At 73.0% G+C, this 21,508-nt stretch carries 21 protein-coding genes and 1 pseudogene; 13 read left to right on the top strand and 9 right to left on the bottom strand.

Annotated features, from left to right (window positions below):
• Nucleotides 1–4: 4 nt before the first annotated feature.
• The 3 genes from ftsH (at nt 5) to K3554_RS05730 (ending at nt 3,285) form a co-directional block, all read left to right on the top strand.
• Entirely contained in the window at nt 5–1,930 is a 1,926-nt protein-coding gene (ftsH, locus tag K3554_RS05740) for an ATP-dependent zinc metalloprotease FtsH (RefSeq protein ID WP_311200377.1), read from the top strand.
• A 141-nt stretch (nt 1,931–2,071) separates the two neighbouring features.
• Entirely contained in the window at nt 2,072–2,692 is a 621-nt protein-coding gene (locus K3554_RS05735; protein WP_259944822.1) for a hypothetical protein, read from the top strand.
• Complete coding sequence (locus K3554_RS05730; protein WP_259944821.1) at nt 2,665–3,285, top strand: MOSC domain-containing protein; 621 nt, start codon at nt 2,665–2,667, stop codon at nt 3,283–3,285. Before K3554_RS05735 ends, K3554_RS05730 begins: the two co-directional genes overlap by 28 nt.
• A 1-nt stretch (nt 3,286) precedes the next feature.
• Here K3554_RS05730 and K3554_RS05725 read toward each other — a convergent pair whose 3' ends face one another.
• On the bottom strand, nt 3,287–3,415 hold the full coding sequence (locus K3554_RS05725) for a hypothetical protein (protein ID WP_259944820.1): 129 nt from the start codon (nt 3,413–3,415) through the stop codon (nt 3,287–3,289).
• Nucleotides 3,416–3,460: 45 nt separating this feature from the next.
• Complete coding sequence (locus tag K3554_RS05720; protein WP_259944818.1) at nt 3,461–4,207, bottom strand: alpha/beta fold hydrolase; 747 nt, start codon at nt 4,205–4,207, stop codon at nt 3,461–3,463.
• A gap of 66 nt (nt 4,208–4,273) precedes the next feature.
• Between K3554_RS05720 and K3554_RS05715 the strand changes: the two genes are divergently transcribed.
• Complete coding sequence (locus K3554_RS05715) at nt 4,274–4,648, top strand: hypothetical protein (protein ID WP_259944817.1); 375 nt, start codon at nt 4,274–4,276, stop codon at nt 4,646–4,648.
• Between the two features lie 35 nt (nt 4,649–4,683).
• Nucleotides 4,684–5,184 carry a hypothetical protein gene (locus K3554_RS05710; RefSeq protein ID WP_259944815.1) on the top strand — a complete coding sequence of 167 codons (501 nt, stop codon included), beginning with the start codon at nt 4,684–4,686 and terminating at the stop codon, nt 5,182–5,184.
• Here K3554_RS05710 and cobT read toward each other — a convergent pair.
• Entirely contained in the window at nt 5,181–6,182 is a 1,002-nt protein-coding gene (gene cobT, locus K3554_RS05705; RefSeq protein WP_259944812.1) for a nicotinate-nucleotide--dimethylbenzimidazole phosphoribosyltransferase, read from the bottom strand. The two genes, K3554_RS05710 and cobT, sit on opposite strands and share 4 nt — an antisense overlap.
• Before the next feature lie 59 nt (nt 6,183–6,241).
• Between cobT and cobS the strand changes: the two genes are divergently transcribed.
• The 4 genes from cobS to K3554_RS05685 are packed head-to-tail and all read left to right on the top strand — an operon-like array spanning nt 6,242 to nt 9,075.
• Nucleotides 6,242–6,997 (top strand): adenosylcobinamide-GDP ribazoletransferase, encoded by a 756-nt coding sequence (cobS, locus tag K3554_RS05700; RefSeq protein ID WP_409197337.1) that lies wholly within the window; start codon nt 6,242–6,244, stop codon nt 6,995–6,997.
• Nucleotides 6,998–7,007: 10 nt separating this feature from the next.
• Complete coding sequence (locus tag K3554_RS05695) at nt 7,008–7,688, top strand: molecular chaperone DjiA (RefSeq protein WP_259944808.1); 681 nt, start codon at nt 7,008–7,010, stop codon at nt 7,686–7,688.
• Nucleotides 7,685–8,686, top strand: a complete 1,002-nt coding sequence (locus K3554_RS05690) for an endonuclease/exonuclease/phosphatase family protein (protein ID WP_259944805.1) — start codon at nt 7,685–7,687, stop codon at nt 8,684–8,686. Before K3554_RS05695 ends, K3554_RS05690 begins: the two co-directional genes overlap by 4 nt.
• 32 nt (nt 8,687–8,718) lie before the next feature.
• The gene (locus tag K3554_RS05685; RefSeq protein WP_259944802.1) at nt 8,719–9,075 is read left to right on the top strand and encodes a hypothetical protein; all 357 of its coding nucleotides are present in this window, start codon (nt 8,719–8,721) and stop codon (nt 9,073–9,075) included.
• 120 nt (nt 9,076–9,195) lie between these two features.
• Here the strand turns inward: K3554_RS05685 and rodA are convergent, their stop codons facing one another.
• Genes rodA through K3554_RS05660 form a run of 5 tightly spaced genes read right to left on the bottom strand, consistent with a single transcriptional unit; the run spans nt 9,196 to nt 14,844 of the window.
• Entirely contained in the window at nt 9,196–10,365 is a 1,170-nt protein-coding gene (gene rodA / locus K3554_RS05680) for a rod shape-determining protein RodA (protein WP_259944800.1), read from the bottom strand.
• Nucleotides 10,362–12,299: a penicillin-binding protein 2 gene (gene mrdA, locus K3554_RS05675; protein WP_259944798.1), complete on the bottom strand. Its 1,938-nt coding sequence runs from the start codon at nt 12,297–12,299 to the stop codon at nt 10,362–10,364. Before mrdA ends, rodA begins: the two co-directional genes overlap by 4 nt.
• A gap of 17 nt (nt 12,300–12,316) precedes the next feature.
• Nucleotides 12,317–12,844 (bottom strand): rod shape-determining protein MreD, encoded by a 528-nt coding sequence (locus tag K3554_RS05670; RefSeq protein WP_259944796.1) that lies wholly within the window; start codon nt 12,842–12,844, stop codon nt 12,317–12,319.
• A 1-nt stretch (nt 12,845) separates the two neighbouring features.
• On the bottom strand, nt 12,846–13,790 hold the full coding sequence (gene mreC, locus K3554_RS05665; RefSeq protein ID WP_259944794.1) for a rod shape-determining protein MreC: 945 nt from the start codon (nt 13,788–13,790) through the stop codon (nt 12,846–12,848).
• Between the two features lie 16 nt (nt 13,791–13,806).
• On the bottom strand, nt 13,807–14,844 hold the full coding sequence (locus K3554_RS05660; RefSeq protein WP_259944792.1) for a rod shape-determining protein: 1,038 nt from the start codon (nt 14,842–14,844) through the stop codon (nt 13,807–13,809).
• A 214-nt stretch (nt 14,845–15,058) separates the two neighbouring features.
• On the opposite strand from K3554_RS05660, the gene K3554_RS05655 reads away from it, so the two are divergent.
• On the top strand, nt 15,059–16,147 hold the full coding sequence (locus K3554_RS05655; RefSeq protein ID WP_259944790.1) for an ATP-grasp fold amidoligase family protein: 1,089 nt from the start codon (nt 15,059–15,061) through the stop codon (nt 16,145–16,147).
• Between the two features lie 106 nt (nt 16,148–16,253).
• Here the strand turns inward: K3554_RS05655 and K3554_RS05650 are convergent, their stop codons facing one another.
• A complete protein-coding gene (locus tag K3554_RS05650) occupies nt 16,254–17,810 on the bottom strand; it encodes a 2-isopropylmalate synthase (protein ID WP_259944788.1) in 1,557 nt (518 codons plus the stop codon).
• 246 nt (nt 17,811–18,056) lie between these two features.
• Here K3554_RS05650 and K3554_RS05645 point away from each other — a divergent pair.
• The 3 genes and pseudogenes from K3554_RS05645 to K3554_RS05635 all read left to right on the top strand — a co-directional run bounded on the left by K3554_RS05645 (nt 18,057) and on the right by K3554_RS05635 (nt 21,493).
• Nucleotides 18,057–19,009: pseudogene (locus tag K3554_RS05645) on the top strand (NAD(P)-dependent oxidoreductase).
• Between the two features lie 307 nt (nt 19,010–19,316).
• Complete coding sequence (locus tag K3554_RS05640; protein WP_259944786.1) at nt 19,317–19,964, top strand: SDR family NAD(P)-dependent oxidoreductase; 648 nt, start codon at nt 19,317–19,319, stop codon at nt 19,962–19,964.
• Nucleotides 19,958–21,493 carry a cryptochrome/photolyase family protein gene (locus K3554_RS05635; protein ID WP_311200390.1) on the top strand — a complete coding sequence of 512 codons (1,536 nt, stop codon included), beginning with the start codon at nt 19,958–19,960 and terminating at the stop codon, nt 21,491–21,493. Before K3554_RS05640 ends, K3554_RS05635 begins: the two co-directional genes overlap by 7 nt.
• Nucleotides 21,494–21,508: the final 15 nt, after the last annotated feature.

Below are 21,508 nucleotides of genomic sequence, written 5' to 3'. Positions count from 1 at the left end.
TCCTTTGGGGAACATGAGAAACATCGCCTTCTGGGTGGTCCTGTTCGTCCTCGTCATGGCGCTGTTCCAGCTCTTCTCGGGCGGCGGCAACTCGATGGCGGCGCGCGAGGTGCCCTATTCCGACTTCGTCGGACAGGTCGAGAACGGGGCCGTGAACGAGGTCACCCTCGACGGCGAGCGAATCTACTTCCGTGGGGCCGGCGGCTCCAGCCAGGTCACCATCAAGCCGTCGGACGTGGACGTCACCGAGACGCTGCTGGCCAACGACGTGGTGATCGAGGCCGAGCCGCAGGAGCAGTCCGGCTTCCTGTCGGCGCTGTCGCTCTGGTTGCCCGTGCTGGTGCTGATCGGCATCTGGATCTTCTTCATGAACCGCATGCAGGGCGGCGGGCGCGGCGGGGCCATGGGCTTCGGCAAGTCCAAGGCGAAGCTGCTGACCGAGAAGCAGGGCCGCGTCACCTTCGACGACGTGGCCGGCATCGACGAGGCCAAGGAGGACCTCGAGGAGATCGTCGAGTTCCTGCGCAACCCGCAGAAGTTCTCGCGCCTCGGCGGCAAGATCCCCAAGGGCGCCCTGCTGGTCGGCCCTCCGGGCACCGGCAAGACGCTCCTCGCCCGCGCCGTGGCCGGCGAGGCCGGCGTGCCGTTCTTCACCATCTCCGGCTCCGACTTCGTGGAGATGTTCGTGGGCGTCGGCGCCTCCCGCGTGCGCGACATGTTCGAGCAGGCCAAGAAGAACGCCCCCTGCATCGTGTTCATCGACGAGATCGACGCGGTCGGCCGCTCGCGCGGCGTGGGCTACGGCGGCGGCAATGACGAACGCGAGCAGACCCTCAACCAGCTCCTAGTCGAGATGGACGGCTTCGAAGCCAACGAGGGCATCATCATCGTCGCGGCCACGAACCGCCCCGACGTGCTCGACCCCGCGCTGCTGCGTCCGGGCCGCTTCGACCGCCAGGTCCAGGTGCCGAACCCCGACATCAAGGGCCGCGAGAAGATCCTCTCGGTCCACGCCCGCAAGGTGCCCCTGGGCGCCGACGTCGACCTGCGCATCATCGCCCGCGGCACGCCCGGCTTCTCGGGCGCCGACCTCGCCAACCTGGTGAACGAGGCCGCCCTCATGGCCGCGCGCATCGGCCGGCGCGTGGTCACGATGAACGACTTCGAGCAGGCCAAGGACAAGGTCATGATGGGCGCCGAGCGTCGGTCCATGGTCATGACCGAGGACGAGAAGAAGCTCACCGCCTATCACGAGGCGGGCCACGCCATCGTCGGCCTGAACGTCCCCCAGCACGACCCGATCCACAAAGCGACGATCATCCCGCGCGGCCGGGCCCTCGGCCTCGTGCTCAGCTTGCCCGAGCGCGACCAGCTCTCGGTCAGCCTGCAGAAGTACAAGTCGAAGATCGCCATGGCGATGGGCGGCCGCGTCGCCGAGGAGCTGGTGTTCGGCCCCGACAACGTCACCTCGGGCGCTGCCTCGGACATCCAGCAGGTCACGCGCATCGCCCGCGCCATGGTCACCCAGTTCGGCTACGCCGAGGAGCTGGGCATGGTGGACTACGCCAACGAGCAGCAGAGCTACCTCGGCTCCTACCAGGGCGGCTCCAACATCTCGCCCGACACCCAGCGCAAGATCGACGAGAAGGTGAAGGAGCTGGTCGAGGAGGGCTACGAGCGCGCCAAGGCGATTCTGACCGAGAAGCGCGACGACCTCGAGCGGCTCGCCCAGGGCCTCTTGGAGTACGAGACGCTGACCGGCCCGGAGATCATGAAGGTGATCAACGGCGAGCCCCTGGGCCGCGACGACGACGACGCGGGCGCCGACACCGGCTCCTCCGGCCCCTCGCTCACGGCGGTGCCGAAGACCAAGCCCCGCAAGTCCGGCGGCTCCGCCCCCGACGCCGGCCCGGCCCCCGAGCCGACCTGAGCCCCCCCCCCGTCGGCAAGACCCCGCGCCCCGGCCCTCTCGGCCGGGGCGCTTTCGTTTCAGCGGCGTCACACGGGGCGCGGGCCGGGGTTTGCGCTCCGGCCCCGCCTCCGGCAGAGGGGCGCCCCGGAGGACCGCACCATGACCCGACCCGCCCCCCGCTGGCTCCCCATCCTCGCCGCCCTCCTCACGGGCGCCGTGCTGTTCGCCGTCGGCCGGGTGCACGGCGCCGGACTGTTCGCGGAAGGGGGCGTGGTCGAGGCCGCCACCGCGGGCCTCCTCGCCGCCGCAGGCTCTGCCGCGCTCGTGCTTCGCCGCCCGTGGGCCGGCACCGCGCTCGTGCTCCTGGCGCTGCGCGAGCTGGACCTCGACAAGCGCGCTGTGTCCGAGGGCATCCTCAAGCTGCGGCAGTACAGTGGCGACGCGCCCCTCGGCGAGAAGATCGCCGGCCTCCTCGTGATCGCACTGATCCTCGCGATCCTCTGGCGCTTCGCCCGCGCCCTGCCTTCGGTGCTGCGCGCCGCGCGGCGCGAGACCTGGGCACGGCTGGTGCTGCTGGCCTTCGCGCTCGTCGTGGTCGCCAAGACGCTCGACGGCCTCGCCCGCAAGCTCGCCGGTATCGGCGTGGAGATCTCGGCCGAGGCCGCCGCCCGCGCGCCGGCCTTCGAGGAGAGCCTTGAACTCCTGTTCGGCGCGTGCCTCCTCTGGGCGGTGCTCGCCTACAGGACGTCCCCATGCCCGCCCTCGAACCCACCGGCCTGACCGGACGCGTCCGCTGGCTGGGCCGCGTGCCCGACCGCGACGCCGCGCTGGCCTCCGAGTCCCTCCCGCGACTCCGCCTCGCCTTCGCCGGCCCCGAGGGCGAGAATCACGGCGGCCTCACCCGCCCCTCCTGCTCGCGCGTGCTCGGTCTTTACGAGCGCGGCACGCCGATCCGCAACGCGCGCCAGCTCTCGATCCTGTCGCAGGAGGAGCTGGAGGCCGTCGCCGCCGCGATGGGTCTGGACGCGCTCGACCCCGCCTGGCTGGGGGCCACGATGGTCGTCGAGGGGCTGCCGGATTTCAGCCACCTGCCCCCGGCCTCGCGGCTCCAGTTCAGGGGGCGTGGCGGGCCGACCGTGGCGGTGGACATGCAGAACCGCCCCTGCGTCCTGCCCGGTCCCGTGATCGAGGCCGCGCGGCCCGGTTTCGGTACGCGCTTCAAGCGCGCGGCCGAGGGGCGGCGCGGCGTGGTCGGGTCGGTCGAGCGGGAGGGGGTGGTCGACGTCGGGGACGCGGTGGCGCTCCACGTCCCCGATCAGCGCGCCTGGCAGGGCGCGGGCGGGGGCGCGGCAGTCGCCCCCGGGCAGCCTTAGGTCAGGACAGGGCGACGCCGGTCAGGAGCGCGAGCACGAGACCGGTGGCGAAACCGGCGTGGATCAGGAGGGTGGTCGCGGTCATGGCAGGTCTCCGGCAGGGGGGCGCCACGGTGCGGCGCCGGTTCATCCACTCAACCGCGCCGTGCCCCCGTTGTTCCCCGTGACCTGCGCGTCACATGTCTAGAAATGCGCGCACCGCCGCCTCGAACTCCCTTGGCTTCTCCGCGTGCAGCCAGTGGCCCGCACCGGGGATGCGGGCGAATCGCGCCTTCGGGAAAAACGACTTGATGCGCGCCCGGTGCTCCGGCAGCACGTAGTCGCTGGCCCCGCCGGACAGGAACAGCGCTGGCTCCGTAAAATGCCCGGTGACGTCGGGAAAGCCGACGATCCGTGGCATCTCGCGCTCCAGCACATCGAGGTTCAGCATCCACCGCCCCTCGGCTGCGTCGAGCGACTGCAGGAGGAACGCCCGCGTTCCCGGATCGTCCACCGCCAGCATCGCGCCGGCGTCGGAGCGCCGCTCAACGGAGCCGAGGTCCACCGCCCGCATCGCCGCAATCAGGTGCGACTGCGTATGCCCGTAGGCGACCGGCGCGATGTCGGCCACCACGAGGCGCCGCACCAACTCCGGGTGCGCCAGCGCCATCACCATCGCCGCCTTGCCGCCCATGGAGTGCCCCAGCACGTCGTGGGGCCGCCCGGCGCAGACCTCGGCCAGGTCGGCCGCCATGTCGGGGTAGCTCTGGCTGTCCGCGCGCGGCGAGGCGCCGTGGTTGCGCATGTCCACCGCCACCACCTCGCGGTCCCGCGCGAGGCGCTTGGCGATCACGCCCCAGTTGCGGGCCGAGCCGAACAGCCCGTGGGCGACGAGCAGCGGCGGGCGGTCCGAGGGGGCGCCGTGGCGCACGAGGTTCAGCATGGGCCGCACCCTAGCCGCCCCGCCGGCGATTGCCAGTGCGCGCGGGGCCGGGATAGGGTCGCCGCGATGCTACACGCCGACGCCCTCGCCCGGATCGACGCCCTGCAGGCCCTCATGGCCGAGCGCCTCCACCTCAGCCGCCGGGCGCGGCTCGGCGGCGTGCTCCATGCCGCCCGCGGGCGCCTGCCCCGCGCCGCCCGCCGCCGCGCGCGCGAGCTGATCGGCCTCCGCGCCATGCTCCAGGCCCCGGCCACCGCCCGCGCGGTCGATCCGAACCACGTGCGCGACCTCTGCGACGCGCTGGAGCGCTACCTGGGCGAGGTGCCCGAGGGGAAGTGGCGCCGCCGCGAGTGCTCCGCGCTCTGGGGCGGGATCGCGCTGCGGGTGCTCGTCGTGGTCCTGCTGCTCGTCGCCGTGCTCCACTGGCGCGGCCTCGCCTGATTGCCGCGACCGCCCCGGCGCGCTAGCCCCCCACCATGTCCCACGCTCCCGACCCCCCCGACGACGCGGCCCCGCCGATCCACGTGCTGCGGCCCTCGCCCGCGCGCCGCGCCATCGCCCTGGGCATCCAGATCGTGCTGGGCCTTCTCCTTCTGTGGATCGCGCTCGCCCAGCCGCCCGAGGCGCTGCTGTGGCGCGTGGTCCTCCTCGCCCTCGGCGGCGGCGCCCTCGTGCTCGGGCTGCGCGGCTGGCAGGGCGGCGCGCAGGGCATCGTGCTCGATGCGGGCGGCCTTCGCACCGAGGACGGGCGCACCGTCGCGGCGCTCGCCAACATCGCCTCGGTCGACCGCGGCGTCTTCGCGTTCAAGCCCTCGAACGGGTTCCTCCTGCGCCTCCACGAGCCGATGCCCCGCGCCTGGAGCCCCGGCATGTGGTGGCGCGTGGGCCGGCGCGTGGGCGTGGGCGGGGTGATCTCGCCCAGCGACGCCAAGTTCGCCGCCGACGTGCTGGCGATGCGCGTGGCCGAGCGGCCCTAGCCCGCCGCCACGCCCGCCTCGGCGAAGGTCGCCATGCCGCGGTGGCAGGCCAGCGCCCCGCGCAGCACCCCGATCGCCAGCGCCGCGCCCGAGCCCTCGCCCAAGCGAAGCCCGAGGCGCAGCAGCGGCTCCATGCCCAGCGCGTCGAGCATCCGCCCGTGCGCGCCCTCGGCCGAGAGGTGCCCGGCCACGCAGTGATCCAGCGCGTCCCCGCGCTCGGCCCGCAGGCAGAGCGCGGCGGCGGTGCAGATGAACCCGTCGAGGATCACCGGGATGCCCCGTGCCCGCGCGCCGGCCACCGCGCCCGCCATCGCCGCAAGCTCGCGCCCGCCGAGGGCGGCCAGCACCTCCAGCCCCGTGCGCCCCGGATTGCTCCGCAGGGCCGCGGCCACGGCGGCCTCCTTGCGCGCCAGCCCCGCATCGTCGACCCCGGTGCCGCGCCCGGCCCATCCCTCGCCGCCGAGCAGCGCCGCCGCGATCGCCGCCGCCGCCGTGGTGTTGCCGATGCCCATCTCGCCCGCGACCACGAGGTCGGCGCCGTCGTCCACCGCTTCCCACCCGGCGGCGAAGGCGGCGCAAGCCTCCGCCTCGCTCATCGCGGGTCCGTGCCGGAAGTCGGCGGTGGGGCGCTCCAACTCCAGCGCGTGCACGTCGAGCCGTGCGCCGGCCAGCGCGGCGAGCTGGTTCACCGCCGCACCCCCGGCCCGGAAGTTCGCCACCATCTGCACGGTCACCTCGGCCGGAAACGCGCTGACCCCGGCGGCCGCGACCCCGTGGTTGCCGGCGAACACCAGCACCTGCGGGCGTTCCAGCCGGGGCCGCGGGTCGCCGCGCCACCCGGCGTACCACTGCGCCAGATCCTCCAAGCGCCCCAGCGAGCCGGGGGGCTTGGTCAGCTGCGCGTCGCGCTCGGCGGCGCCCCGGCGGGCGGCCTCGTCGGCGGCGGGCAGCGCGGCGAGCGCTTGGCGGATGGCATCGAAGGAACGGAGATCGGTCATGGCGCGGGCCTGTCGTTGCAGCTAGGCGGGGGGCTGTCCACCGCCCCGGTCCGCCCCTGATGCCGCATTCCCCCGTGTCCGCCACCGAAAACGACATCCCCGCGCAGCTTCGCTCCGCCGCCCTGCTGCTGACCCGCATCCCCGTGCGCGGCCCCGTCGCCGCGCCCGCCGCGCGGGCGGCGTGGGCGTGGCCGCTCGTGGGCCTCGCGGTGGGCGCGGCGGTGGCGGGGACGCTGTTCGGGACCGCCGCTCTCGGCGCCGTGCCGGGGCTGGCGGCGGCGCTGGCGCTGCTCGTGGGCGCGATGCTCACCGGCGCGCTGCACGAGGACGGGCTGGCGGACGTCGCCGACGGCATCTGGGGCGGGGGCACGCCCGAACGCCGCCTCGCCATCATGCGCGACAGCCGCCTCGGCACCTACGGCGCGTTGGCGCTGGGGCTCGGGCTCCTCGCCCGCTGGAGCCTCCTCGTCGCCGCCCTCGCGGGCAACTACTGGCTCGCCCCCGTGGCCGCGGCCGCCGCCTCGCGCGCGGCGATGGCGTGGATGCTCGCCCGCCCCCCGGCCCGGGCCGACGGGCTCGGGCGCGGCGCCGGGCGGCCCGGCCCGCGCACGGTGGCGACCGCCCTCGCCCTCGGCGCCCTGCCCCTCCTCGCCTTCGGCCTCCACGGCCTTGCCGCGGCCCTCCTCGCCGCCCTCGCCACGCTCGCCCTCGCCCGTCTCGCCCGCGCCCGGATCGGCGGCGTGACGGGCGACGTGTGCGGCGCCGCGCAGCAGCTCGCCGAGATCGCCGTTCTCGCCGCGCTCCTCGCGCGCTAGGGTCGCCCCCATGACGCTCTGGTCCCGCATCCTCGAAGCCCTGTCCCGCCTCGCCCCCGGCGAGCGGCTCTCGGCCCTGTTCGACCGCCTCGGCGGCGCGCCCGAACGCTCCGTCGCCTTCACCATCGCGGTGATCGCGCTGGGGGCGAAGATGGCCAAGGCCGACGGGCAGGTGACCCGCTCCGAGGTGGCCGCCTTCCGCGAGGTGTTCACGATCCCCCGCAGCGAGGAGGCCAACGCCGCGCGCGTGTTCGACCTCGCGCGCACCGATGTGGCGGGCTTCGAGGACTACGCCCGGCGCATCGCCGCGATGTTCCCCGAGGACGACCCGATCCTGTGCGACCTCATGGAGGGGCTGTTCCACATCGCGCTGGCGGACGGCGACTACCACCCCGCCGAGGACGACTTCTTGGCCCGCGTGGCCGCAGCCTTCCGCCTGCCCGACCGCGAGTTCCGCGCTCTGCGCGCGCGCTTCGCGCCGGGGCGCGAGCCGGACTGCTACGCGATCCTCGGGGTCGCGCCCGACGCCCCCCTCGAGGAGGTCCGCCGCGCCTGGCGGCAGCAGGTGCGCGAGACCCATCCCGACGCGCTGATCGCCCGCGGCCTGCCCGAGGAGGCGGTGAAGCTGGCCGAGAAGCGCCTCATCGCCATCAACCACGCGTGGGAGCGCATCCAGGCCGAGGCGGCGTGACCCCGTTCCGCCTCGCGGTGTGGAACGTGGAGTGGTTCGACCGCTTGTTCGACGACCGGGGCAAGGTGCGCGCGGGCGACCCCGAGATTGGCCGCTACGGCGTCTCGCGTGGACGGCAGGCCGAGGCGGTGGCCCACGTGCTGCGCCACCTCGACCCCGACGCCGCCCTGATCGTGGAGGCGCCTGATGACGGCGCGCGCCGCTCGGCCCGCGCCGCGCTGGAGGGCTTCGCGGCCTGGGCGGGGCTTCGCCTCTCGCAGACCCGCACCGGATTCCGCAGCGGCACGCGGCAGGAGATCGCGCTGATGTTCGACCCCGCCGCCGTCGAGGCCGAGCACGCGCCCGGCGACCACCCCGAGGCGCCGCGCTTCGACACGAGCTTCCGCATCGACCTCGACGTGGACAGCCGCGCCGACCTCGTGCGCTGGTCGAAGCCGCCCCTCGAGCTGGACCTCGCTGTGCGCGGCGAGGCCATCCGCCTCGTGGGCGTCCACGCGAAGTCCAAGGGCCTCCACGGCGCCACCGGCGACGAGGCGCTGCGGGTCGCCATCCTGAACCGCCGCAAGCAGCTCGCCCAATGCATCTGGCTGCGCGCGCGCGTGGACGCGCGGCTCGCCGAGGGGGTGCCGCTGATCGTGGCGGGCGACTTCAACGACGGCCCCGGGCTGGACCGCTTCGAGACCCTGTTCGGCCGCTCCGGCGTGGAGATCGTGCTGGGCGAGGGCGAGGGCGCGCTGGTGGAGCCCCACGCCGTGCCGCCGCGCCTGGGCGCCGCGCAGCCCGCCACGGCGCGGTTCTGGGACCGGGACTGCGGGCGGTTCCTCAACGCGCTCCTGGACTTCGCGATGGTCTCGAAGCCCCTCGCCTCGCGGGCGCGCTGGCGCATCCTCCACCCCTTCGACGACCCCGAGCCGGGGCGCGACCCCGCCCTGCGCGACGCCCTGCTCGACGCCTCCGACCACTTCCCGGTGGTGCTGGAGCTGGCGCCGCCCGCTTGACGCGGCACGGGGGCGCCCCCACCTCCCCCTCCATGACACGCACCCTCGCCCCCCTCGCCGCCGCCCTGCTCCTCCTCGCCGCGCCCGCCGGGGCGCAGGAGGACGAGGGCGACGTCGGCGCGTCGCTGGAGCGCGGCCTCCAGCTCCTGATGGAAGGCCTCCTGAGCGAGATCGGCCCCGAGCTGGACGAGCTGGACGGCCTGCGCCGCGATGCCCAGCCCCTCCTGGAGCGCCTTCAGGGCGACCTCGGCCGCGTGCTGGAGGGCTTCGCCGACCTGCCGGCCTACGACGCCCCCGAGATGCTGCCCAACGGCGACATCATCATCCGCCGCAAGCTCCCCCTCCCCGAGGGCGTGGAGCCGAACCCGGACGGGTCGCTCGACCTCTGAAGGGCTTTGCCCGCAGTCCCTGTTCCGAAAATACCGAGGGGGGTCCGCAGGCTTCTTGAGATCGGTCCAGTGGACCGATCCGCCTGGGGACGCGCGCAGCGCCCGGAGGGCGGAGCCCTCCTATCGCTTCAGCAGCCGCCCCTCGCTCGGCATCCGCGGCCGGTGCACGTGCGCCGACTGCACCATCCCGAACGCCACCATCAGCACGAGCATCGCCGAGCCGCCGTAGCTCACCAGGGGCAGCGGCACGCCCACCACGGGCGCGAGCCCCATGACCATCGACATGTTCACCGCGAAGAACAGGAAGAACGTGACAGCGACGCCGAGCGACACCAGCGAGGCGAAGCGGTCCTTGGTCTTCACCGCGGTCCAGATGCAGAACGCCACGATCAGCATGTAGAGCACCAGGAGCGACATCGAGCCGATGAAGCCGAACTCCTCGGCGAGGGCGGTGAAGATGAAGTCGGTGTGCTTCTCGGGCAGGAAGTTCAGCCGCGCCTGCGTGCCTTGCATGAACCCCTTGCCCTGCAGCCCGCCCGAGCCCAGCGCGATCTTCGACTGGGTGATGTGGTAGCCCGCACCCAGGGGATCGCTCTCGGGGTCGATGAAGGTGTCGATGCGGCGGTACTGGTAGTCCTTCAGGATCTGCCAGTCGGTGCCGCGCGACTTCAGGACGGCCGTCACCAGCGCCACGCCGGCGCCGATCACGGTCACGAAGTAGGCCCAGTGGACGCCGGCCAGGAACATGATCGCGCCGCCGCCCGTGACCAGGAGGATCGAGGTGCCGAGGTCGGGCTGCTTCAGGACCAGCGCGGTGGGCACCATCATGATGAGGATGGGCACCAGCACCCATTGCGGGCGGCTGACCTTCGAAGGGGGCAGCCAGTCGTAGTAGGCAGCCAGGAACATCACCAGGACGACCTTCATCACCTCCGAGGGCTGGAGGCGCAGCGGCCCGACGTCGATCCAGCGCTGCGCGCCGCCGCCCGTCACGCCCACCACCTCCACGGCAACGAGGAGGAGCAGGCCGAACGCGTAGAGGAGGGCCGAGGTGTTGCGCCAGAACCAGATCGGCACCATCGCCACGATGAACATCGCCGCGAGCCCCAGCACGAAGCGCTCGATCTGCGCCTCCGCCCAGGGCGTCATGGAGCCGCCCGCCACGGAGTAGAGCACCATGAACCCAAAGGAGGCCACCGCCACCACCACGATCAGCAGCGCCCAGTTCATGGCCAGCACCTTGCGCAGGCCTGTGGGCGTCCGGGCGACGTTGTACTCCAGGTAGGTCATGCCTGGCTCGATCCGCCGCCCACGCGCGGCTTGAGCGCGAGGTTCGAGAGCATGTCGGCGATGTCCTCGCGCTGGTAGTCCGGGTAGGCCTCCAGGGGCGGCACGTCGCCGTGCAGCGCGTAGAGCATCACGTCGCGCGCCACGGGCGCCGCCGCGGTGGAGCCGCCGCCGCCATGCTCGACCACCACCGAGACGGCGAGGTGCGGGTCGTCCACGGGCGCGTAGCCCACGAACAGCGCGTGGTCGCGCCGCTCCCACGGCAGGTCCGCGTTCGAGGAGACGCCGCGCGCGCGCTCGGCCGCGGTGATGTTGCGGACCTGGGAGGTGCCGGTCTTGCCGGCCCACTTCACCCCCGCGAGGTCGAACTTGGAGCGCCCCGCGGTGCCGCCCGGCGCGTTCACCACCTGGTCCATGGCGCCACGCACGAGATCGAGCAGCGAGCGCGGCACGTCGAGCACGCCCTTGACCCCGGACGGCTGGTCCACGCCGTCGATCGAGCGCACCAGCCGCGGCGAGACCTCGAGGCCCGAGGCGATGCGCGCGGTCATCACGGCGAGCTGCAGCGGCGAGGTGAGCACGAAGCCCTGCCCGATCGAGGCGTTGAGGCTGTCGCCGATCTGCCAGGGCTCGCCCCGGCGCACCTGCTTCCACTGCTTGTCGGGGATCAGGCCCTCGGACACGGAGGTCATGGCCAGCTCGTGCTGCACGCCCAGGCCCAGCTTGCGGGCCATGGCGGCGATGCGCTCGATGCCGGCGCGCTGGGACAGCTCGTAGTAGTAGACGTCGCAGGAGGAGCGCAGCGAGGCGTTCAGGTCCACGCGCCCGTGCCCGCCGCGCTTCCAGCAGTGGAAGCGGCGGCCCGACACGGTGGTGTAGCCCGGGCAGCCGATGGTCTCGCGCGGGGTGACGAGCCCGGCCTCCAGGGCGGCGAGCAGGGTCACCATCTTGAACGTCGAGCCCGGCGGGTAGAGGCCCTGCACGATCTTGTTGTGCAGGGGGCGGTGGTCGTTGTCGCGCAGCACCGCGTAGTCGGGCACCGAGATGCCCTGCACGAAGAGGTTGGGGTCGAAGCCGGGCGAGGACACGGCCGCCAGCACGTCGCCGTTGCGAACGTCCATGACCACCGCCGAGGCGCTCTCGACGCCGAGGCGCGCCTGCACGAAGTTCTGGAGGTTGGCGTCGATGGTCAGGCGCAGGTCGCCGCCCGACACGCCCTCGCGGCGGTCCAGCTCGCGCATGACCCGTCCGGCGGCGTTGACCTCGTAGCGCCGCGTGCCGGCCTTGCCGCGCAGGACGGGCTCCATCATCTTCTCGGTGCCGGTCTTGCCGATCTGGAACTCGGGCACGCCCAGCAGCGGGTCGCCGGTGGTGTCGGCGTCGAGGTCGCGCTGGGTGACGCGGCCCACGTAGCCGATCACGTGGGCGAAGTCGTCGGTGCGCGGATAGACCCGGCTCAGGCCCACCTCGGGGGTCACGCCCGGCAGCGCGGGCGCGTTGAGGGCGACGGCCGACAGCTCCTCCCAGGTCAGGCGGTCGGCGAGGGTCACGGACACGAACGAGGGCGAGCGCTCCATCTCGCGCATGGCTCGTTCCAGCCGCTCGTCGTCGAGGTTCACGAGGGTACGCAGGCGGGCGATCACGGCGTCGACGTCCTTGGCCTCCTCGCGGCGGATCGAGACGCGGTAGATCTGCTCGTTGCCGGCCAGCACGGCGCCGTTGCGGTCGAGGATCAGGCCGCGGGCGGGGGCCAGCAGCCCGACGTTGATGCGGTTCTCCTCGGCCAGCAGGCGGAACTGCTGCCCGCCCTCCAGCTGCATGTCCACGAGGCGCGCCGTCAGCACCCCCGCGAAGGCGAGCTGCAGCCCCCCCACCACGGCGGCGCGGCGGGTGATGCGGCGAGTGGAGAGCTGGGTCTCCTGCGGCGATCGCTTCATGACGGGATACCTCGGGCTCAGGCGCGGCTGCCCAGCGTGTCGAGCTCGCCCGGGGCGAGGCGCCGGACGCCGAGCATCTGTGAGAATATGGCCGCGGGCGGGTAGAATACAATCGTGGCGAGGGCATGGAGCGCCTCGCCGCCGAGGGGCGGCGTGCCCGCCAGCAGCAGCACGAGGGCCGCGTAGTTCGCCACGAAGGCCACCGCGATGCAGCCCGTGACCAGCCCCACCTCGCTCCAGAAGGGCAGCGCCTCGGACTGGTCCACGCGCCGGCGCAGGTACTCGGTGATCAGCAGCACGATCAGCGCCCAGAGGCCGAGCGGGCGGCCGAGCAGCGCGTCGCCCAGCACCAGGAGCGGGATCAGCAGCCACACGGGCACGTAGTCCGGACGGCGCAGCACCCAGGCGGCCGCGAGGCACAGCGTCAGGTCCGGCCCCGGCACGCCGCCCTCGCCCGGGCCGAAGGGAAGCAGCGCGAAGAACAGCACGAGGAAGGCCAGCAGCGCGAACAGGACGCGGAACCACCAGACGCGGCGCGGCGCCACCTCAGCCGCCCCCCGGCGCCGCCGCGGCGGAGGCGGCCTCCTCGCCCTCGGGCGGGGGCGGCGGCCCGATCACGTCGGCTCCGGGCGGCGCGATCAGCCCGCCGGTGCTGCCGATCGGGTCGGCGGGGCCGGAGCGCAGCACGCGCAGGAACTCCAGCCGCGCGGTGTCGGCGGCCAGCCGCACCCGCAGGCGCCCGTTGCGGTCGCGCACGACCTGGCCCACCAGCAGGTCGGGCGGGAACACGCCCCCGTCGCCGGAGGTGACCACGCGGTCGCCCGCGCGCACGTCCTCGGGCGTCTCCACGAAGTCGAGCGCCGGCAGCGGTGTGGTGTCGCCCGACAGGATCGCGCGCAGGCCCGAGGGCTGGATCGTGACGGGGATGCGGCTGTTGCCGTCGGTCAGTAAGAGCACGCGGCTCGTGGTGCGCCCCACGCCCGAGATGCGCCCCACCAGCCCCAGGCCGTCGGTGGCGGCCCAGCCGTCGCGCACGCCCACCTCGGAGCCGATGTTCAGGAGCACCGAGCGGCGGAACGGCGAGCCCGAATCCGTCAGCACCCGCCCGCCGACGTAAGTCAGGTCCGGCGACAGCTTCACCTTGTTGAGGTCCAGGAGGCGCGCGTTCTCCTGCTCGAGCTGGATCGCCGCCTCCTGCCACGCCTTCATGCGCTGCAGCTCGCGGCGCAGCTCCTGGTTCTGCTCGTAGACGCGGGTGTAGCCCTCGAAGTCCTCGACCAGCCGGCCCGCCCAGGTGACGGGGGCGAGCGCCCACTCGAACGAGGGGATCACCCGGTCCACCAGCGACGCGCGCAGGCGCTCGGCGCGGGGGTTGTCGATGCGCCACAGCAGCACCAGCCCCACCAGCACCACGCAGGCGAGCGTCACGAGCAGCCGGCGCAGGGGCCGGCCGTAGACCTCGTCGGGGTTCGATGATCGCCTGCGGGCCATGGCGCCGCCTCGCGGGTCAGGACTCGTAGTCGATCACGTGGGAGAGCTGGCGCTCGAATTCCAGTGCCTTGCCGGTGCCGAGGGCGACGCAGTTGAGGCTCTCGTCGGCCACGGAGATCGACAGGCCGGTCTGCTCGCGCAGGGCGAGGTCCAGCTCGCCTAGGAGCGCGCCGCCGCCCGTGAGCATGACGCCCCGGTCCACGATGTCGGCGGCGAGGTCAGGCGGCGTGGATTCGAGGGCGGTCATCACCGCCTCGCAGATCTGCTGCACCGGCTCGGCCAGCGCCTCGGCGACCTGCGCCTGGGAGACCTCGGTCTCCTTGGGCACGCCGTTCAGCAGATCGCGGCCGCGGATCATCAGCACCTCGCCGCGCCCGTCCTCGGGCATGCGCGCGGTGCCGATCTCCTTCTTGATGCGCTCCGCCGTGGACTCGCCCACGAGCAGGTTCTGGTGGCGGCGCAGGTAGGAGATGAGCGCCTCGTCCATGCGGTCGCCGCCCACGCGCACGGAGCGGGCGTAGACGATGTCGGCAAGCGACATCACGGCGACCTCGGTGGTGCCGCCACCGATGTCGACCACCATCGAGCCGGTGGGGTCGGTGATGGGCATGCCCGCGCCGATGGCGGCGGCGATGGGCTCGGCGATGAGGCCGGCCTTGCGCGCGCCCGCGCCCAGCACGGACTGGCGGATGGCGCGCTTCTCGACGGGGGTGGCGCCATGGGGCACGCAGACGATGATCTTGGGCTTCGTGAAGGTGGAGCGGCGGTGCACCTTGCGGATGAAGTGCTTGATCATCTCCTCGGCGGTGTCGAAGTCGGCGATCACGCCCTCGCGCATGGGGCGGATGGCCTCGATCGAGCCGGGGGTGCGGCCGAGCATGAGCTTGGCGTCCTCGCCCACGGCGAGCACCTCCTTGCGGCCGTTCTTCATGTGGTAGGCGACCACGGAGGGCTCGTTGAGGACGATGCCCTTGCCCTTGACGTAGACCAGCGTGTTGGCCGTCCCGAGGTCGATGGCCATGTCCGAGCTGAACAGGCTTCCGAAGATCGACATGCGCGTCCCCCATACGTCATCGCCCCCGCGGCGCCCGCGCCCGGGGGTTCGGTGGCGTGTAGCGGGTTCGGCGATGGGGTGCCAGAGGGCGCGCCGAGGGGGGTGGCGGAGCTTCGCCGGGCGGTCCATAGGCGGATAGAGGGGCGAAGCGCCCGCACGCCATGCACAGGGGTCATCGCCCAACGCCGCTCCCGAGAAGAGCAGACGAGTATTCGTGACCCAGACGCCCTGTCCCACCGTGGCCTCCGACGGCACGATCCGCCAGGGCGACCTGCGGCCCGCCCACCGTCCTCTGGATGCGGCCGAGCTGGCCGTCCCCGAGCGCGCAGCGATGGCCTTCGTCGAGCACCGGATCCGTACGCGCCACCCGAAGCTGGTAGACGTCACCGCCCGCCGCGCGCAGCTCGACCCGGACGCGCTGCGCTTCGCGCTGCCCCGCACCGTCAACGAGAAGTTCGCCTGGCGGAAGTTCTTCGATCGCGACCCGCGCTTTCCGATCATCTCCGACAAGGTGGCGATCAAGGACTGGCTCCGCCGCAACGGCCTCCTAGCCGCCGCGCCCACGATCTGGGCCGGTGACGACCCAGACGCGATCCCCGAGGCGGTACTCGAGCGCCGGTGCCTGTTCAAGGCGGCCCATTCCAGTGGTGCGCAGATGTTCGTGGTGCCCGGCGAGACCACGATGAGAGACCTGCGCCGCCGGGGCCGCCGGATGCTGGGGCGGCGCTACGGCTTCAAGGCCATGGAATGGGGCTACGATGACGTGCCCCTCCGCATCCTCTTCGAGGAGGAGCTGGTGCCGCGCGCCGGCGCGCCAGTCGAGGAGGTGAAGGTGTTCGTGTTCGGCGGCCGCATCGACCGGATCCTGCGCATCTTCAACCGCTACGACGGCATATCGGGTCAGGTCTGGCGTGCCGACGGCGCCCACGTCGTCCGGCCGAGCCCCGGCGAGCCGATCGACATCGCGCCGAGCGTCTCGGACCGCCCCCCGTCCCCGAACTGGGCCGAGATCATCGGCCACGCGGCCCGGATCGGCGCGCTGTTCGACCAGATGCGCGTGGACTTCCTGACCGACGGCGAGACGCTCTGGCTCAACGAACTGACGATCTACAGCCAGGCCGGCCGCTACACCCACGTCGGCAACGACCCGGCGGCCCCGGCGGCGCTGCACTGGGACCTGCGCCAGAGTCACTTCATGCGCACGCCCCAGCGCCGCCCGGCGCTGGAGCTCTACCGCCGCACGCTCCGCCGCATCCTAGACCGCGCCGCGCCCGGGCCGACGGGCGCGGCGTCCGGCTCCTGACCCGAGCGCCGCGCAACCCCGCGTAGTGGCCCCGCCTTGGTGCCTCGGGGAGGGGGCGGCCAAAGCAAACGCGGCGGCGCCCCCGGTGGCCGAGGGCTTGCCTGACCTACCCGACGTCCTTGTAGCTCACCTCCGCCGCGTCCCGCCCGGCCTTCTCGCGCCGCACCATCAGGCGGTTCAGCGCGTTCACGTAGGCGCGCACGCTGGCCACCACGGTGTCGGTGTCGGCGGACTGGCCCGAGACGATGCGGCCGTCCTCCTCGAGGCGCACGGTCACGGTCGCCTGCGCGTCCGTGCCTTCGGTCACCGCGTGCACCTGGTAGAGCTGCAGCCGTGCGTCGTGCGCGACCAGCGCCTTCACCGCGTTGAAGGCGGCATCGACGGGGCCGTCGCCGGTGGCCTCGGCGGAGCGCGCCTCGCCGTCGACGCTCAGCGTCAGCTCCGCCGTCTGCGGGCCGTCGGTGCCGCAGACCACCCGCAGGCGCTCCACGCGGATGCGGTCCTCGGCCTCGCGCTCCTCGGCCTGCATCAGCGCGATCAGGTCCTCGTCGAAGACCTCCTTCTTGCGGTCCGCCAGCGCCTTGAAGCGCACGAACACGTCGCCGAGCTGGTTGTCCTCCAGCACGTACCCCAGCTCCTTGAGCTTGGAGCGCAGCGCCGCGCGGCCCGAGTGCTTGCCCATCACCAGGGAGGTGGCCGACAGGCCGACGTCCGCGGGGCGCATGATCTCGAAGGTCTCGGCGTTCTTGAGCATCCCGTCCTGGTGGATGCCGCTCTCGTGGGCGAAGGCGTTCTTGCCCACGATCGCCTTGTTGAACTGGACGGGGAAGCCCGACACGCTCGCCACGCGCCGCGAGATCGCCATCAGGCGGCGCGCGTCGATCCCGGTCTCGTAGGGCATGATGTCGCCGCGCACCTTCAGCGCCATCACCACCTCCTCGAGGGCCGTGTTGCCCGCCCGCTCGCCGAGGCCGTTCACGGTGCACTCGATCTGGCGCGCCCCGCCCTCCACGGCGGCCAGGGCGTTGGCCGTCGCCATGCCGAGGTCGTTGTGGCAGTGCGTCGCGAAGGTCACGCCCTCCGCCCCCGGCACCTCGGCGATCAGGCGGCGGATCAGCGCGGCGCTCTCGGCCGGCGCGGTGTAGCCCACGGTGTCGGGGATGTTGATGGTGGTCGCGCCGGCCCGGATGGCGATCTCCACGACGCGCGCGAGGTAGTCCCACTCGGTGCGGGTCGCGTCCATGGGCGACCACTGGACGTCCTCGCACAGGTTGCGGGCGTGGGTGACCGTCTCGTGGATGCGCTCGGCCATCTCGTCCTTCGAGAGGTTCGGGATGGCGCGGTGCAGGGGCGAGGTGCCGATGAAGGTGTGGATGCGGGGCTTGGCCGCATGGCGCACCGCCTCCCAGCAGCGGTCGATGTCCTTGAGGTTGGCGCGCGCCAGCCCGCAGATCACCGCGTTCACGGAGTTCTCGGCGATCGCCTTCACGGCCGCGAAGTCCCCCTCCGAGGCGATCGGGAAGCCCGCCTCGATGATGTCCACGCCCATCTCGTCGAGCATGGAGGCGATCTCCAGCTTCTCGTCATGGGTCATGGTCGCGCCGGGCGACTGCTCGCCGTCACGCAAGGTGGTGTCGAATATCTTCACGCGGGGTTTGGTCATCGTCCTGATCCTCCTGGTCTGTCTCCTGTGTCCGGCGCTGGTCCCTCTCCCGAGCGGTCGCGCCGAAGGGCACGCTCAGGAGCGGCTAAGGAGGAGACGGAGGATCGCGAGCGACGTCATGGGGCGCAGGATACGGCATCGGGCGGGGGATGGAAGCCCCCCCGTCGCGAACCGCGCGCCGGGGGGCGTGGACCGGCGCGCAGGGGCGGGATCGCCCGCCACCGTGGGGGCGAGGGAGGACCGCCCATGCGCGTCGGATTCATCGGACTGGGGAACGTGGGCGCCAAGCTCGCCGGCAGCCTCGTGCGGAACGGGACCGAGACGGAGGTGCTCGACCTCGACCGCGCCGCCGCCGCGCCGCTGGAGGCGCGGGGGGCCACGTGGGGCGGCAGCGCCACTGCCATGGCGCGGGGCTGCGACGTGGTCGTCACCTGCCTGCCCTCGCCCCGCGCCGTGGCCGCCGTGGTCGAGGGGCCGGGCGGCGTGCTGGAGGGCCTGCGCCCCGGTACGATCTGGGCCGAGATGAGCACGAACGACGCCGAGGAGGTGAAGCGCCTCGCCGCGCTCGTGATCGAGGCGGGCGGCGAGGCCATCGAGTGCCCCGTCTCGGGCGGCTGCCACCGCGCCGCCACCGGCAACATCGCGATCCTCGCGGGCGGCCCGCGCGCCACCTTCGAGCGGATGCTGCCCCTCCTGACGGTGCTCGGCCGCCGCGTGCTCCACACAGGCCCCATCGGCACGGCGTCCACGCTCAAGGTGATGACCAACTACCTCGCCACCGCGAACCTCGTCACCTTGTGCGAGGCGCTCGTGACCATGAAGGCCGCCGGCCTCGACCTCGCTACCACCTACGAGGCCATTGCGATCTCATCGGGCACCTCCTTCGTGGCCGAGACCGAAGGCCAGGTGATCCTGAACGGCTCGCGCGACATCTCGTTCACGATGGACCTCGTGGCCAAGGACATCGGCCTCTTCGACCGCATTCGCCCGGGACGCGGGCGTCCCCCTGGAGGTCTCGCCGTTGCTGGTCTCGATCTTCGCCGACGCGATCGCCCGCTTCGGCCCCGCGAGCTTGTCGCCCAACGTCGTGCGCCGGTTGGAGGAGGCGACCGCCTCGACATCCGAGCCCGGGCTTCCCGGCGGAGATGCGCGACGACGAGCCGGAGGAGCGCGGCGCGGAGGTGGTGGTGCGGCGGTAGGGCCGCTGGGGCATCGGGTTTCCAGCATCATCCCAATCCGCTCCGCGGCGAAGGCAGGGGGCGTCCGCGGGCGGTCGCGAAGCGGCCGCCCATGGGGGCGGACGGCCGCTGCCTGACGGTTCCCGTCAGGCGGACGGTGTAGCTTCGAACGCCCCGGCCCTGCGCCGGGGCCTCCGCCAACCGCCGGCGCATCGACCCGCAGCGAAGCGCCAGCCCGCCACCCGAGGCCCCGGCTCGAAGGCCGGGGCGGGCCGTGCCGCCAGCCCGGCCCGCTTGCCTCCCCTCCCCCCGCCGCTACCTCGCCTCCATGCCCAACGCCCTCGTCATCGGCGCCTCGGGCGGCATCGGGGCCGCGCTGGCGGACCACCTCGCCGCCTCGCACGCCGTCACCCGCCTCTCGCGCCGCCACGACGGCCTCGACGTCACCGACGAGGCCTCCGTCGCCCGCCACCTCGGCGCGCTCCCTCCCATCGACCTCGCCTTCGTCGCCACAGGCATCCTCGCGCCCCCGGGCGGCGCCCCGGAGAAGGCGCTGGAGGCCGTCGACGCGGACGCCCTCGCCGCCGTGTTCGCCGCCAACGCCATCGGCCCGGCGCTGGTGCTCAAGCACCTCGCCCCCCGCCTCGGCGACGCCGCCCGCGTCGGCGTCCTGACCGCCCGCGTGGGCTCCATTAGCGACAACCGCATGGGCGGCTGGTACGCCTACCGCGCCGCCAAGGCCGCCGCGAACCAGATCACCCGCACGGCGGCCATCGAGATCGCGCGGCGCCGCAAGGGCTCGGTGGTCGCCGCGCTCCACCCCGGCACCGTGGAGACCGCGTTCACCGAAGGCTACAAGGCCCCGAAGGTCGCCCCGGAGGAGGCCGCCGCCAACCTCGTGCGCGTCCTCGCCACCCTCGCGCCCGCGCAATCGGGCGGCTTCTTCGCGTATGATGGCGCGGAGATCCCCTGGTGAGCCGCCTCGTCCTCGTCCTCGGCGACCAGCTCTCCATGGACCTCTCGGCCCTGCGCGAAGGCGATCCCTCCACCGACACCGTGGTCATGGCCGAGGTGCGCGCGGAGACCGACTACGTCTCCCACCACCCCAAGAAGATCGCCTTCCTCTTCGCCGCCATGCGAAAGCACGCGGACGCCCTGCGCGAAGCGGGCTGGCAGGTTCACTACACCCGGCTCGACGACCCCGAGAACACCCACAGCATCCCCGGCGAGCTGCTCCGCGCCGCCGCGGCCACCGGCGCCGCCGAGGCCCTCGCCACCGAGCCCGGCGAGTTCCGCCTCATCGACGCGCTCGAGGAAGCCCCCCTCCCCGTCCACCTCTTCCCCGACGACCGGTTCCTGTGCTCCCACGCCGAGTTCGAGGCCTGGGCCGACGGCCGGAAGGAGCTGCGGATGGAGTGGTTCTACCGCGAGATGCGCCGCAAGACCGGCCTCCTGATGGATGGCGACAAGCCCGCCGGCGACCGCTGGAACTACGACCACGACAACCGAAAGCCCGCGCCCGACGACGTGAGCGACGCGGACGGCCCCCTGCGCTTCAAGCCCGACGAGACCACCGAAGACGTCCTCGCCCTCGTCCAAGCGCAGTTCGGCAACCGCTACGGCACCCTGCGCCCCTTCTGGTTCGCCACCGACCGGGACGGCGCGAAGGCGGCGCTCGCGCACTTCGTCCGCGTCTCGCTCCCCCGCTTCGGCGACTTCCAGGACGCGATGGTCGCGGGCGAGCCGTTCCTCTACCACGCCGTGCTCTCGGTCTACCTGAACGCGGGCCTCCTCGGCTGGCGCGAGTGCTGCGAGGCCGCCGAGGCCGCGTGGAAGGCGGGCCACGTCCCCCTCAACGCCGCCGAGGGCTTCATCCGCCAGATCATCGGCTGGCGCGAGTACGTGCGCGGCGTCTACTTCCGCGAGGGCCCGGACTACACGAGCCGCAATGCCCTCGATCACCACCGCGCGCTGCCCGAATTCTACTGGACCGCCGAGACCGACATGCGCTGCGTCGCCGAGGCCGTGGGCGCCACCATGCAGGACGCCTACGCCCACCACATTCAGCGACTGATGGTGACGGGCAACTTCGCGCTCCTCGCCGGGCTGGATCCGGCGGAGGTGCAGCAGTGGTACCTCGAGGTCTACGCCGACGCCTACGAATGGGTGGAGGCGCCCAACGTGGTGGGCATGTCCCAGCACGCCGACGGCGGCCTCCTCGGCTCCAAACCTTATGTCTCGGGCGGCGCCTACATCGACCGCATGTCGGACTACTGTCGCCAGTGCCGCTACGATCCCAAGGGGGCCGGCAAAGGCCGTCCCTCCTGCCCGTTCACCCGCCTCTACTGGCACTTCCTCGCGCGCCACCGCGCGCGGTTCGAGCCCAACCCCCGGATGCGGCAGGCCTATCGCAGCTGGGACCGCATGGCCGAGGACCGCCGCGCGGCGATCCTCGCGGACGCGGACGCGGTGCTGGAGCGCCTCGATCGGGGCGAGCGGGTCTGAGGCCACCGCGCAAAC

The organism is Jannaschia sp. W003 (assembly GCF_025144335.1).
GTDB lineage: Bacteria > Pseudomonadota > Alphaproteobacteria > Rhodobacterales > Rhodobacteraceae > Jannaschia.
The sequence above is the reverse complement of the archived record's forward strand: the minus strand, read 5'-3'. Positions and strand labels throughout refer to the sequence as shown.

Coding starts and splice junctions, on each gene's coding strand:
- K3554_RS05650 (WP_259944788.1), bottom strand. CDS start 17,810: ATGACCAAACCCCGCGTGAAGATATTCGACACCACCTTGCGTGACGGC.
- K3554_RS05720 (WP_259944818.1), bottom strand. CDS start 4,207: ATGCTGAACCTCGTGCGCCACGGCGCCCCCTCGGACCGCCCGCCGCTG.
- mreC (WP_259944794.1), bottom strand. CDS start 13,790: ATGGCCCGCAGGCGATCATCGAACCCCGACGAGGTCTACGGCCGGCCC.
- K3554_RS05715 (WP_259944817.1), top strand. CDS start 4,274: ATGCTACACGCCGACGCCCTCGCCCGGATCGACGCCCTGCAGGCCCTC.
- rodA (WP_259944800.1), bottom strand. CDS start 10,365: ATGACCTACCTGGAGTACAACGTCGCCCGGACGCCCACAGGCCTGCGC.
- K3554_RS05730 (WP_259944821.1), top strand. CDS start 2,665: ATGCCCGCCCTCGAACCCACCGGCCTGACCGGACGCGTCCGCTGGCTG.
- K3554_RS05640 (WP_259944786.1), top strand. CDS start 19,317: ATGCCCAACGCCCTCGTCATCGGCGCCTCGGGCGGCATCGGGGCCGCG.
- K3554_RS05710 (WP_259944815.1), top strand. CDS start 4,684: ATGTCCCACGCTCCCGACCCCCCCGACGACGCGGCCCCGCCGATCCAC.
- K3554_RS05725 (WP_259944820.1), bottom strand. CDS start 3,415: ATGAACCGGCGCCGCACCGTGGCGCCCCCCTGCCGGAGACCTGCCATG.
- cobS (WP_409197337.1), top strand. CDS start 6,242: ATGCCGCATTCCCCCGTGTCCGCCACCGAAAACGACATCCCCGCGCAG.
- K3554_RS05660 (WP_259944792.1), bottom strand. CDS start 14,844: ATGTCGATCTTCGGAAGCCTGTTCAGCTCGGACATGGCCATCGACCTC.
- K3554_RS05735 (WP_259944822.1), top strand. CDS start 2,072: ATGACCCGACCCGCCCCCCGCTGGCTCCCCATCCTCGCCGCCCTCCTC.
- mrdA (WP_259944798.1), bottom strand. CDS start 12,299: ATGAAGCGATCGCCGCAGGAGACCCAGCTCTCCACTCGCCGCATCACC.
- K3554_RS05685 (WP_259944802.1), top strand. CDS start 8,719: ATGACACGCACCCTCGCCCCCCTCGCCGCCGCCCTGCTCCTCCTCGCC.
- K3554_RS05695 (WP_259944808.1), top strand. CDS start 7,008: ATGACGCTCTGGTCCCGCATCCTCGAAGCCCTGTCCCGCCTCGCCCCC.
- cobT (WP_259944812.1), bottom strand. CDS start 6,182: ATGACCGATCTCCGTTCCTTCGATGCCATCCGCCAAGCGCTCGCCGCG.